Source organism: Kineothrix sp. MB12-C1, from assembly GCF_030863805.1.
Taxonomy (GTDB): Bacteria; Bacillota; Clostridia; order Lachnospirales; family Lachnospiraceae; genus Kineothrix.
On sequence record NZ_CP132957.1, the window covers coordinates 2,695,128 to 2,708,883 of the forward strand.

General features: G+C 37.3%; 11 protein-coding genes. All 11 read left to right on the forward strand.

The features are described 5' to 3' along the window. The first annotated feature begins 13 nt into the window (after nt 1-13). The 11 genes from RBB56_RS12510 to RBB56_RS12560 all read left to right on the forward strand — a co-directional run bounded on the left by RBB56_RS12510 (nt 14) and on the right by RBB56_RS12560 (nt 13,689). Entirely contained in the window at nt 14-1,567 is a 1,554-nt protein-coding gene (locus tag RBB56_RS12510) for a hypothetical protein (protein ID WP_306719292.1), read from the forward strand. A 12-nt stretch (nt 1,568-1,579) separates the two neighbouring features. After that, a complete protein-coding gene (locus RBB56_RS12515) occupies nt 1,580-2,722 on the forward strand; it encodes a glycosyltransferase family 4 protein (RefSeq protein WP_306719293.1) in 1,143 nt (380 codons plus the stop codon). Nucleotide 2,723: 1 nt separating this feature from the next. Beyond that, a complete protein-coding gene (locus tag RBB56_RS12520) occupies nt 2,724-3,929 on the forward strand; it encodes a glycosyltransferase family 4 protein (RefSeq protein WP_306719294.1) in 1,206 nt (401 codons plus the stop codon). Between the two features lie 92 nt (nt 3,930-4,021). Then, on the forward strand, nt 4,022-5,029 hold the full coding sequence (locus RBB56_RS12525) for a radical SAM protein (protein ID WP_306719295.1): 1,008 nt from the start codon (nt 4,022-4,024) through the stop codon (nt 5,027-5,029). 31 nt (nt 5,030-5,060) lie between these two features. Then, entirely contained in the window at nt 5,061-6,167 is a 1,107-nt protein-coding gene (locus RBB56_RS12530; protein ID WP_306719296.1) for a glycosyltransferase family 4 protein, read from the forward strand. 19 nt (nt 6,168-6,186) lie between these two features. Beyond that, entirely contained in the window at nt 6,187-7,233 is a 1,047-nt protein-coding gene (locus RBB56_RS12535) for a glycosyltransferase (RefSeq protein ID WP_306719297.1), read from the forward strand. Between the two features lie 53 nt (nt 7,234-7,286). Then, nucleotides 7,287-8,408, forward strand: coding sequence for a glycosyltransferase family 4 protein (locus tag RBB56_RS12540; protein WP_306719298.1), 1,122 nt, complete (start codon nt 7,287-7,289; stop codon nt 8,406-8,408). A 47-nt stretch (nt 8,409-8,455) separates the two neighbouring features. Continuing rightward, nucleotides 8,456-9,328 (forward strand): GT-D fold domain-containing glycosyltransferase, encoded by an 873-nt coding sequence (locus RBB56_RS12545; protein ID WP_306719299.1) that lies wholly within the window; start codon nt 8,456-8,458, stop codon nt 9,326-9,328. Nucleotides 9,329-9,372: 44 nt separating this feature from the next. Beyond that, nucleotides 9,373-10,392: an O-fucosyltransferase family protein gene (locus RBB56_RS12550; RefSeq protein ID WP_306719300.1), complete on the forward strand. Its 1,020-nt coding sequence runs from the start codon at nt 9,373-9,375 to the stop codon at nt 10,390-10,392. Nucleotides 10,393-10,490: 98 nt separating this feature from the next. Next, nucleotides 10,491-12,248 carry an ABC transporter ATP-binding protein gene (locus RBB56_RS12555; protein ID WP_306719301.1) on the forward strand — a complete coding sequence of 586 codons (1,758 nt, stop codon included), beginning with the start codon at nt 10,491-10,493 and terminating at the stop codon, nt 12,246-12,248. Nucleotides 12,249-12,285: 37 nt separating this feature from the next. Continuing rightward, nucleotides 12,286-13,689: a hypothetical protein gene (locus RBB56_RS12560; RefSeq protein ID WP_306719302.1), complete on the forward strand. Its 1,404-nt coding sequence runs from the start codon at nt 12,286-12,288 to the stop codon at nt 13,687-13,689. Nucleotides 13,690-13,756 lie beyond the last annotated feature (67 nt).

Consider the following 13,756-nt stretch of genomic DNA (forward strand, 5'->3'; position numbering starts at 1 on the left):
GAGGAAATAAGTTTTGGAGAATTTAAAGCTAAAAATCACAGTACAGGAAATTTGCTATTACTTATTTTTTTCATTACTGTTTTTTGCAAAAGGAGCCGGATTATATGATGGACAGAATATTTTTAAAATATGTTTAATTCTGGGTGGAATTTGTCTGGCAGCAAAGCTTTTGTTTACGGAATATAAAGTGAAGGAATTAGTAATTATAGCAGTATTGTGCCTTGTAAGCATGCTTAGCTATTACCAAACCAGGGAAAAGGGAATTCTTTTTTCCCTTATGATGGTAATAGGATTAAAGAATATTCCATTAAAACGTCTGTTTAAAGTAGCACTTTTTGTATGGAGCATATCATTTATTCCTATGGTAATCATGACTACACTCGGTTTGGTTTCAAGTCCATTCCGTGTACATGTGCGCCCCTTAGTAGGATTTGTTATCCGTTGGGGACTGGGAAGTGCACATCCTAATGTGGGTCATATGTCATATCTAATACTCGTTATATTGATTGTATATATTTTGGATAAAAAGGTATCATGGAAGTCCTGTGCACTCTTATTTATGGGAAACTGTTTTGTCTTTTTATATACGGTGAGTCAGACCGGATTTATCATGACGACATTTTATTTAATGGTCATTATGTATCTTTCGTATAGAAAGCAGCCTTCAAAATGGGAGTATGGGATGGTGGAATGCGTGCTTCCGGGATGTATTCTGGCATCCTTAGTACTTCCGATTCTCCTTACAGGAAAAGCTTTTGATATCTTGAATAAATTGATGAATACAAGGGTTATGCAGTCAAAGCGCTATCTGACAGAAGAAAGGATTACCTTATTCGGCTCCAGGCTCGGACTAAATGATGCGGTTAATACAATGGATAATTCTTATTTATTTGCATTTATGACATATGGAGTAATTACATTTATTATTTTAATGGCAGCCTATTTTTTTGTTATCAGAAGATATATAAAGGAACGGAAAAATAAGGAATTAGCTATCATAGTAACGCTGCTGATTGCGGGGCTTTCAGAACCTTTCTTGTTTAATACTTCATTTAAAAACCTATCACTTTTATTTTGGGGTGGTCTGATTTTCACGCCTATGAAACAGAATAGTTCATTATGGGGCAGGACTGTCTGTATTCTAAAAGGTGGGGATAGAGAAATGGAAATAGCGTTAGAGAAGGCCGTGAACGTATGCAGTAATATAAAAAAGTGTATTTCTGATTATAAGAAAGTTTTAGTAATTGGAGCAGTTATTTTCGCTTTACTTTGGCCTGGATCTTATATGATCACGGCGGTGAAACATACGGAAATCATCGTACCGAGAAACTTGTGCGACTCGACTGATTTGCCATCTGTCTATGTCGAGGATGGGATAGCCGCGGGGGGTGGACTAATTCTTGGATACAAGGATAAAGAAACACCGATGGTAGCATTTGAAGGTACGCTTCCCTCCGTTGAGTATATAAGAGGCATTATATGCAGGGCCGCTTATGGAGGGATGTTAGGTTTTATAGTTGTGTTAGGTGAACGTTATATGATAAAATATAGAGATTCAAGGAAATAAGGAGTTTTATCCATGAGCAACCGAAAGAAGCACAAAAAAATAGCAATGATAGGTCATAAACGGATACCTTCAAGGGAAGGAGGCGTTGAAATCGTAGTGGACGAGTTATCCACTAGATTGGTAGAACGCAGCTTCTTTGTAGATGCATATAATCGTTCAGGTTATCATGTGTCAGGAAAGGAATTTGATGAGAAAAGAGGAAAGGTTTATAATGGTGTTAATCTGATTACCATTCCTACCTTTAAGAATAGTAAGTTAAATGCTATTGTTTATTCTTTTTTGGCGACAATCAGAGCTTTATTTGGAGGCTATAACGCAATACACTATCATGCGGAAGGCCCTTGTGCCATGATTTTTATTCCTAAGTTATTCGGAATCCGAGTAGTAGCTACTATTCATGGATTAGATTGGCAAAGGGCAAAATGGGGAAACTTTGCTTCCAAGGTACTTAAGTTCGGGGAGGCCATGGCTGCGAAGTATGCGGATGAGGTGATTGTTCTTTCCAAGAATGTACAAGACTATTTCAAAGATACTTATCAAAGAGAGACGGCGTATATTCCAAACGGAATTAGCAGACCGGAGATAAAAGAGCCTAAGCTTATAAAAGAAAAACTTGGTCTGGAGAAGGACGGATATATTTTATTCTTGGCCAGATTGGTACCCGAAAAAGGTATTCATTATCTTATCAGAGCCTTTAAGAAGATAGATACAGATAAGAAATTGGTGATTGCAGGCGGCAATAGCCATGCGGTGGAATATGTGGAAAAGATAAGAAAAATGGCTGAGAAGGATGAACGTATTATATTCACAGGCTTTGTACAGGGCAGGGAACTGGAAGAATTATATTCCAATGCATATGTCTTCGTACTTCCCAGCGATATCGAAGGGATGGCGATTAGCCTTTTGGAAGCGATGAGTTATAGTAACTGCTGTCTGGTAAGCGATATTCGAGAGAATATGGAAGTTGTAGAGGATAAAGCAGCTTCTTTTAGACAAGGAAGCGTGGAAAGCTTACGCAAGGAATTGGAAAGACTGATACGGGAAGAAGCTGTGACGGCTCATTATAAAGCTGTGAGCGGTGACTTCATTTGTAATAAATATAGTTGGGATGATGTTGTGGATAAGACAATAAAGTTATATTTGGGGAATAAATAGTATGAAGATACTGATGGTTAATAAGTTTCTTTATCCAAATGGAGGTTCTGAGACTTATATTTTTAAATTAGGACAACAATTGGAACAAATGGGACATCAGGTACAGTTTTTTGGAATGGAGCATGAAGGGCGTATTGTAGGTAATCAGATGGAATGTTATACATCTGGTATGGATTTTCACAGCAGTAAACTGCAAAAGTTTCTTTATCCATTTAAAATTTTATATTCAACAGAAGCGAAGAAGAAAATAATAAGGGTGCTTGAGGGCTTTAAGCCTCAAGTTGTTCATTTAAATAATTTCAACTTCCAATTGACACCGTCCATTTTATATGGAATTAGGGACTACGAGAGAAGAAGCGGAGAAAAAATCAAAGTGATTTTCACTGCTCATGATAGTCAGTTAGTATGCCCGAATCATTTGATGCAAAGATATGATACCGGTGAGAAATGTCAAGATTGTCTTAGGGGAAGTGCTTTTAACTGTACGAAGAACAGATGCGTACACGGTTCTTTGGTGAAAAGCTTTTTGGGAAGTATAGAAGGGTATTTATATAGAAAAATAAAGACATATCGTTTTATAGATCAGGTGATAAGTCCCAGCTATTTTATGAAGGAAGTGCTTTCTACCAGCGCTGTGCTTAAGGATAAGATAATGGTAATGCATAACTTCGTGGATAAGCCCGTAACAATGGACGAGGAAGATAAAGGAAAAAAGGATTATGTTTTATATTTCGGGAGATATTCTGAGGAGAAAGGAATACGAACCCTTTTAAAGGTTTGTGAGGAGCTTCCGGATATCCCTTTTGTATTTATCGGCAGCGGCCCTTTGGAAGAGAAGGTAAATCGGCTTCCGAATGTGGAAAACAGAGGATTTCTCATAGGTGAAGAATTGTATGAGGGAATTCGCCGGGCGAAGTTCAGCGTATTTACTTCGGAATGCTATGAGAATTGCCCTTTTGCCGTTATGGAAGCTCAAATGTATGGAACTCCGGTGATAGGAGCTAATATCGGAGGAGTGCCGGAATTGATTGCTGAGGGTCAAACAGGGGAACTGTTTGAAAGCGGCAATGCGTCGGAACTTAGAGATAAAATAAAGTCCTTATGGGAGAACGAAGAGAAGATCAACAGATACACAAAAGCTTGTCAGGAAGTGGAATTCGACAGTTTGAAGACTTATTGTGATAAGCTTCTTCAAGTTTATTCATAGGCAACTGATAAATATGAAAATTATGAGCGGGGTACAGCATATCGCAGCCTACGGCTGCAATCTAATAAATTTGAAAATAGAGGATATACATTATGGCTAAAAGAACATTATACGGTACGGTAATAGTAACATATAGATGTAACGCACGATGCAATATGTGTGATTGTTTCAAGGACCCAACCAAACCCAGCGAGGAAATAACGCTTGAGGATATCAAGAAGTTACCGGAAATGGCATTCACTAATATTACCGGAGGAGAACCATTTATCCGGCAGGATATACCGGATATCGTGCGTGAGCTCTATAAGAAGAGTGATCGAATCGTAATATCTACGAACGGATACTTTACGGATCGGATTATTGCCTTATGCAAAGAATTTCCGAAGGTCGGTATTCGAATAAGCATCGAAGGCCTTCAGGCGACAAACGATGCAATAAGGGGAATCCCAGATGGCTTTAATAGAGGCTATAATACCTTGAAAACGTTAGTGGAAATGAAACATCCCGATGTGGGATTCGGCATGACGGTTCAGGATATGAACTGTGAGGACTTGGTTCCTCTTTATAAGATATCCGATGAGCTAGGAATGGAATTTGCCACAGCAACGTTACACAATTCCTTTTATTTCAGGAAAACGGACAATAAAATCGATCATAAGTTGAAAGTATCCGAGAATTTTGAGAAGTTGATTAACGAACTATTGAAAAGCAAATCGCCAAAGAAATGGTTCCGAGCTTACTTCAATCACGGTTTGATCAATTATATTTATGGAAATAAAAGGCTGCTTCCCTGTGATATGTCTAAAAATGCATTTTTTATTGATCCGTTCTGCGATGTGTTGCCTTGTAACGGAATGGAGCAGAAAGCAGTTATGGGTAATTTGAGAGAACAGTCATGGGAAGAGTTATGGACTTCCAAGCAAGCGGACGAGGTTCGGGTATGTGCCAAGAATTGCGGAAGAAATTGCTGGATGATAGGCAGTGCGTCTCCTGCCATGCATAAGTATATATGGGTACCTGGGTGGTGGGTTATTAAGCATAAAATATTTAAAGGCGGAAAATACAGCCTGAAGGAAAATAAATTTATCTCTTTTGATTGATTGTGTAACAGTAGATTGGTAAAGTGTGAAAATGAAAGTATTAATGCTTGTGAATTGGAAAGTAGAACATGGTGTCGAGAGACCTTCGGACAGGCAGCCTCCTGATTATTATATAAAAGGTGAGATGTATTGGTTCTATCGGTATTTCAAACAATCGGTGGAAGTCGATGTGATAGATATCAGTTCCTTTCCGTGGCTAGAGCATTTCGAGAAAGAAAAACTCCGCTTTTATGTAGTGCAGGCATTGCGAGCGATACCGAAGCTATGGCATTATGACCTCGTTGTATCTCATGGGATGCAAAGTGCTGTAGTTTTGAGTTTGTTTCGTAGGCTATTTCCTATGAAAACGAAACATGTTGTATTTGAAATCGGTTCCTTCAATAGTGCTGCGGAGAGCGGAGCGGCTTTGAAGCTCATGCAGTTTGCGAGTAAGTCTATCGATGGATTCATTTATCATACGAGCGGGCAAAAAGAATATTATAAAAGGTTCTTTCCGTGGATTGTAGGGAAATCACGTTTTATTCCGTTCGGAACGGATGCGGATTTTTTCTCAGGAACAGAGAATGAGGATGTACAGAAGTCTGTAGTCTGTGAAAGCAGAAGGACAATAATCTGCGTGGGATACGCGAAGCGGGATTGGGACACTCTGTACCAGGCCTTTTGTGGTTTGCAAAAAGATGAGAGAATAGAAGCGGAAGAAAGAGAATGTCTACGTTTGAAATTAATAGGGAATCCTTCTTTCCAGTATGAAAATGATAAAGTGGAGGTTATGCCTTACATCCCGATAAAGCGATTGATAGAGGAAATTGAAAACGCTCATTTTTGTGTAGTACCTTTAAAGGAATTAAATTATTCTTTTGGCCAGATGACCTTGCTTCAACAGATGGCTCTCGGGAAAGCTGTTATCGCATCGAAAGTATCCAGTCTGAAGGATTATATAAAAGATAGGGAGACAGCTTTATTTTACGAACCTGAATCTGCAGAAGAGCTGGAGGACAGGATGAAAGAACTTCTTTTGAATGCTGTATTGAGAGATACTTTAGGGCGGAATGCCAGAATATCAGTAAAAGATCGATTTAATGAAGAAAGAATGGCAGAGGATATAGAAGAATACTTTCATATGCTATGTAAAAGCTGAAGAATAAGGGCGATTGATTATGAAAAAAGTAATATTTGTCATTGTCAGCATGGCTGGCGGAGGAGCAGAAAGAGTCATTTCCATATTGGCGAATCAATTTGCGAGACAGAATATTGAAGTGACAATACTGATGACGGCAGGGGATACAGTATCGTATCATTTGGATGAGAAGATTCGACTGATATCTGCAGGCGGAGTCTCTGGCGGCAGCTTGAAATTAAGGTGGAAACGAATTTGTAAGATGCGGGAAGTATTTAGAGCAAATAGAGATGCGACAATTATATCCTTTGGGCCGGGAACTAGTTTTTTTGCAGTGATTGCAGATTTATTTCTTGGAAATAGGATGATTATCTCCGAGCGCAATGATCCGGCGGTGTGTCCCTATCCGCATCTGAGAAACTTGATATATCATAGAGGACATAAGTTGGTGTTCCAAACGGAGGATGCCAAAGCATGCTTTCCAAAGTATTTGCGTAATAAGGGAGTGGTGATTCCTAATCCGATAGAAGAAGGACTTCCAAGCCCTTACCGGGGAGAGCGTAAGAAAACGGTAGTGTCAGTAGGCAGGCTGGAACCACAGAAAAATCATATGCTTTTATTGGAAGCATTCGCAGAGTTTCACGAACATCTTCCGGAATATACTCTTCACTTATATGGCGACGGAAGTTTGAAAAAAGATTTGGAAGAGCATGCCGAATTGTTGGGAATTCAGAGTGTTGTCGTATTCGAAGGTTTTACGAAGAATGTAACGAATAAAATAAAAGATGCGGGTATGTATGTCCTTTCCTCCGATTATGAAGGTATATCCAATTCCCTCTTGGAAGCGATGGCGACAGGGATACCATCAATTTCTACAGATTGTCCGATTGGGGGCTCCAGGCTCTGTATAGAATCTTATGAGAACGGTATTCTGGTAAAGATCGGAGACCGAGAAGGACTTATGAAAGCTATGTATGATATTGCATCGAGCGAAGTGCTCGCAGTAAAGTTAAGTGAGAACGGAGCTAAGTTAAAAGAGAAGTATTCAGAGCGAAGTATAGCAGAAATATGGCAGGAGATTATTTAGAATTGATTCAAAGATTATGAGAAAGGTATGATTTGGAAGAAACTATGAAGGTTATGTATATTGCACCACGTTATCATACAAATCAGACGGCAATTATGAAGGGCTTTGTGGAAAATGGACACAAGGTTCGTTTTTTGAGTCATTATAGAGGGAAAATAGAGGATTATACTTATACGGAACCGGTGATTGTAGGATATTCTCCGGTTTTTCATCTGTTTGAAAAAATATATATAAGCCTGCATAGGAAAAATCCCCAGGCAGCAGATATCAAGTTAAAGACAGGATTTCCTTCTATATGGAAGTTAAATAATTATATGAAAGACTTTAAGCCAGATATCGTTATTTTAAGAGAACGGTCGGTTTATTCTATTGTTGCCTATTTGATCTGCTGCATAAGAAAATATCCCTCTATTCTATACAATCAAAGCCCATTATGGGAAAAGGAGATAAAGAATGATTTTCTCCATAAGCTTGTGAGACTTTTTTCTCCAAAGGTGAGGATTACGCCGGTTTATGGAGATGAGAAAAAGAATCATGCAAAAGAGTATAATGCATATTTTGTACCTTTTGTTATGGAATCTAAGTTATCTCCGGAGGAAAGAACTTATTTTAGGAGAGAGAAGATTAATGTTCTTGCAATAGGCAAATATGAGGAACGGAAAAATCATAAGATGCTCATTGATATATTTGCAAAGTTATCTGAACGTTATGACCTTACGCTCACTCTGATAGGAGAATGCTCCACGGTATATCATGAAGAATATTATGCTGAATTAGAGAAAATCATACTGGATAAAAAGCTTGAGGATAAGGTGCGAACCCTTAAGAACTTATCGAGAGAACAGGTTGAATCAGAATATCAGAACGCAGACTTATTTATAATCCCGAGTACAAGGGAGCCGGCTTCTATTTCCCAGTTGGAGGCGATGGCATTTTCTCTTCCTGTGATATGCAGCGATACAAATGGCACTGCATGCTATGTAGAAGATGGAATAAATGGATATCACTTTCAAGATAACAATGCTGCTGATTTGGAAGAGAAGATAGAAGCAATTATATCCGATAAGAAGAAATTACAGTATATGGGACGGGGGAGTTATCGGATGATAAAGGAAAAGTATGGATTCCATAGGTATTATAGGAGCATTGTAGAGATAATGGAGAAAGAATTATAAACAACTTGATTTTACTAGCGGAGGATAAGACTGAAAGGGGCATGGTTATGAAAATGAAGGAAAAATTAAGGTGTACCTTGTTTCATATGGTTTATATGCTATATCGCAGAGATATAATTCATAACGACTTGCAAGTATTATCGATTGATGAAACGATTAGTGAATTAATTCATTCAGATAAAAGCCTTGTAAGATATGGCGATGCTGAAATAAGCATGATAGAGGGAATCTCTGTTGAGTATCAGGAATATGATCAGGAACTATCGAAGAAGATGAAAGAGATACTGCAATTTGAGAACGAGAATCTACTGGTGGCAATCCCTGATATCTTTGGAACTTTAGAACACTACACAAAAAGGAGCCAGAGATTTTGGAAGGAGCATCTCTTCTTCTTTAGAAAGAGGTATTATAAGAACTGCAACATATCAAAGACCTACTATAATGCTTTTGTATCACGTTGTTATTACATGATTCAAGATAAAAGTCAATGTGAAAATTGGTTTCATAATATAGGGAAAATATGGGAAAATAAAGATATCATTATTGTAGAAGGCGATGCTTCACACAATGGTGTGGGTAATGACTTGTTTGTGAAAGCAAAAAGTGTAGAACGTATTATTTGCCCGGGAAAAGACGCCTATCGAGTCTACGATAAGATTCTGAATGCTTGCCTTACTTATCCGAAAGACAGGCTGTTTCTTACAGCAGTAGGGAATACGGCGAAAATCCTGACAGCACGTCTTGTGGAAGAGCGGTATCGAGTGATTGATATTGGGAATTTGGATATGGAGTACGAATGGTATTTGAAAGGGGCCGAACTAAAAGAAGCTCTGGAAAAACATAACTATCTAACGGTAGAAGAAAATCTTCAAGCAGGCTATACTGAGTATATCAACGAGATTAGCCATAGAATAAGTTAAAAGAAAATAGTCCGATACATGTCACGAAAGGGTGAAACAAGAAAATGGATTTGAGAGAACAGCTGAAGTTCTTAAGCTATTGTATCAAGAAGAGAAATGATACGAGGTTTATTAAAAATGTATATAAGCTTGGAAATGAATATAATATGGTGGCTTTAGAAAAGGGTGAACAGATGCCGGCGGATAAAGTAGTATACCATATCGTCATGGAGCCCTCCTATTCAGGTTTTTTTGCAGACCATAACAAGTTGCTTAGCTTATTGTATTTTGCAGATTACTATGGAATGATTCCGGTAGTTGAATATGGAAAAGAATATTCTTATGCAGAAGATCATCCAGTTAATGGAACAGAGAATCCTTTTGAATATTACTTTATGCAGCCGGGAGGTCTTACTCCTGAGGATGCAAGGAAATATAGTGTTAGAGTTTGCAGCAGAAAAGAAAATTCAGCACTCGCCGGTCGTTTTAATGAGAAAAGCGGAGGCTACGGAATGTCTGAGGAGTATATTGTTCATCTTGGAAGGATATCAGAAAAATATATTTCTTTGAATGAACAAACGAAAGATAAGGTGCTTACAGATATTAAAGAGTTATTAGAGGGAAAGAAAAGTATTGGTGTTCATGTAAGAGGGACGGATTTTAAGCAGAATTATAATGGACATCCTATACAAATATCAACACAAGAATATTTGGAGGAAACGAAGCGGTTATTAGAAAAAGGGATTTATGAATTGGTATTTCTTGCGACAGATGATGTGGAGGCAATTGCATTATTCCAGAAAGAACTAGGAGATAAGGTGCGTTTCTATGAAGATGTAACGAGAAGTAATGGAAAAGAAACGGTAATGAAGAGTGAATCCGGACGGGAAAATCACCATTATTTGTTAGGACTTGAGGTATTAAGAGATATGTATACTTTGGCAGCTTGTGATGGGCTGATAGCCGGCCTTTCGCAAGTAAGTTATGCAGCACGTATACAAAAGGCAGCGCAAAAGGAAGAATATTCCGATATGGTAATTATTAATAAGGGAATTAATAGGCATAGGGAGAATTGTCCGACATAAAAGATGATAGATTAACCTTTTGTGAGAAAATAGTATATGCTATAATACAACAGTGTACGTAAGTATGATGAAAGTTCATAAAGGAGTAGAAGTATAAAATGATAAAAAAGCTAGGGTATATTTTTAACAAACAAGATAAGATAAAAATGGTCGGACTGCTGTTCTTAGTAGTGATAGGAAGCTTTTTGGAATTGTTAGGAGTTACCATTTTCATGCCGTTTATTGAAATTATAATGGACTCCTCTAAAATTAACGAAAACGAGATTCTGAAGTTTTTATATACAGAAGGGAATTTTCAAGCGGTGGAAAGCTTTCTCGCTTTTATAGCAGCAGTAATTATAGCAGTATATATTGTTAAAAATATTTTTCTATGGGTGGAGCAGGACTGTATTTTGAAGTTTTCCTATAATACGCAAAGAAAGCTATCCACTAAGCTTTTGACAACCTACTTGAATGAACCGTATACGTTTCATTTGAGAAAAAATGTGGCAGAATTGCAAAGAAGTACACAGGAAGATACCGGATTATTTACGCAGGCATTAATGCATGCATTACAGTTAATCGCAGAATTGGCAGTATGTATGGTTCTTGGCATTTACTTATTTGTTGTCAGTCAATCGATTACTATGGTTATCTTAGTCTTATTGGTCGCGTGTGTAGCTGTCTTTACATATACCACCAAGAAATTTGCAAAAACGTTGGGCAAAGAAGCACAAGTCTATAAAGCTAAGCTGTATCAATGGGTGAATCAGTCTATCGGTGGTGTAAAAGAGGTGAAGGTTCTTAATCGTGAAAGCTTCTTTGTAGATTCCTATCAAAAGTATTATAAGCTCTATATAAGAGGTTTACGAATTAATAGATTGCTTGGAATGACACCGAAGTATATTGTAGAAGCGGTATGTATGACCGGCCTTTTGTGTGCAGTTATTGTCAAACTGTTTTTTGGCAGGAGGGATATTGAGAGTTTTATTCCACAGTTAGCAGTCTTTGCCGTGGCGGCATTCCGACTGTTACCTGCAGTTGGCCGTATCAATGAACATGTAAATAATATATTATATGCTTCTCCTTCTGTGGATTTAATTTATCATGATCTGAGGGAGATAGAAAACTATCAGGAACAAATTGGCGAAGAGGAGAATAAAATCTGGAGCTTCGAACGAGGAATCGCGGTAAAAAGTATAACGTATTCTTATCCGGAGTCAGAAAATCCTGTATTGAACCAAGTGAGCTGCTTTATTCCAAAAGGGAAGACGGTAGCCTTTATTGGAAGTTCGGGAGCAGGAAAGACAACTATGGTAGATATTATCCTTGGCTTACTTCCGCCGCAATTCGGAAAGATAAGAGTGGATGATATGAATGTCTATAAGAACCTATCCACATGGCATAAACATCTGGGATATATTCCGCAGGCAATTTATCTTTCTGACGATACGATTCGTAATAATGTAGCGTTTGGGATTCTACAAGAAGAAATTGATGATGTGGCAATTATGGAGGCACTGAAGAAGGCTCAGTTATGGGAATTCATCGATAATCTTCCGGAAGGGCTGGATACTTTTGTAGGAGATAGAGGTGTTCGTTTGTCGGGAGGACAGCGTCAGCGAATTGGAATTGCAAGAGCGTTATATCATGATCCGGAGATTCTCGTGTTAGATGAGGCGACTTCCGCCCTTGATAGTGAAACAGAGACGGCAGTTATGGAGGCGATTGAAAGCCTGCAAGGTATGAAAACAATCATCATTATTGCACACCGCCTCACAACGATACGTAATGCGGATGTTATTTATGAAGTAGTGGATGGGAATGTAATTGAACGTGAAAAAAGTTATGTTTTTAAAGAAGAAATGGAAAAATAATAGATATATGGAACGCTGAATATGGAGATCTTCATTGATGAACGACAAGATAAGAAGAATAAGTAAAATAAATTATAAATACGAATGGCTTACTACGTTCTCTATCGGTCTGCTATCATTTTTTGTTTTTACTTATATAGATAATGTTTCCATGACGGTTTGGAGTTTAAATATTTTGGATTGTTTATGGAACGGAAATATCTTAGACTTTTACAATTACACAGCTTTAAACTTACACGATGTGCATCATCAATATTGTGGAAGCATGTATCTGGGATTCATTCCTCATGCGATATGGAATATACCGATATGGATTGCCCATTACTTTGGAGGGGTAGAAATAACGAAGTCAGTAATTTGCATGTTATGGGCAAAGTTATATTATGTAGTTATCTTAATTATTCTTATTCGCTATTCTATGAAATGTATAGGTGAGAACAGCAGTGAAAAGGACAAGTCATTATTGGCATTACTAATCAGTTCTTCTGTCTATGTATTAATTGCGATAGGTTATGCAGGGCAAAATGATATTCTGTGGGTAACATTAGGTCTCATATCGTTCCATTACTATTTAAATAATGATGTGAAAAAATTTATTATCTTTGCTGCCTTGTCTATGTTAGTAAAACCTTATTTCTTAATCCCATGCATAGGTTTGATTTTGCTTTCGGAAAAATGTGTCATAAAGATTGTAGTAAAAAGTACTCTTATTGTTAGTGCGACCGTTGTATTTCAGTGTATATTTTTCTTTATTCCGGGTTATCGAATGTCTACGAGTGCTAACAATATACAAAGTAGTATGTTGGATAATTATCTTAGTGACACCTTATCTATTTCCTATGGATCCATTAGTAAGATTATTTTTATTTTGTTAATGATATATATAGGGTGTTATATTTTTAATACGACGGATCAAGGGAAATGGAAAGAATATTCGATATACTATATGCTCGTCATTAACTTCATTTGGCTAGTTTTTAGCTATGAACATTTTTATAGAATAATCATGGTATTACCATACTTATATATAACAATAATTAGTAGAAAAAAACTGTTTGAAATCAATATGTGGTTAGATAATATCATAAGTGGCAGCTTCATTGCTGTTTATATAGGAAGTGCAAGTACATTTTTAACACCAAGGTGGTCAGTGAAGCCTTCGGTTATAAGAGATATCGATTATGAGAATATCTTATCTGTCTTTGACTTACTGAATAAAATTTATTCAGAACATACGTTGAATTCTATATTTGTACTAATGAGAACGGTGTGGATAGGAGCTGTAACTGCTTTATTACTTTTTAATAGTCCTAAAATAAGTGAATATATGGAAAGAAACCAGTGCTCTAATAGGTATGTAAGTAGAGGTCTGATTTGGATTCATATTTTGATTTTTATTTCATTTATTATGCTATGTAGTTTTTTGGCATATCGAGGATAGATGCATCGGAATAATAAAATTTTTTGATGTTTAAAAAAAATTTAAGGAAAAAAGAAGTAAAAAGTAA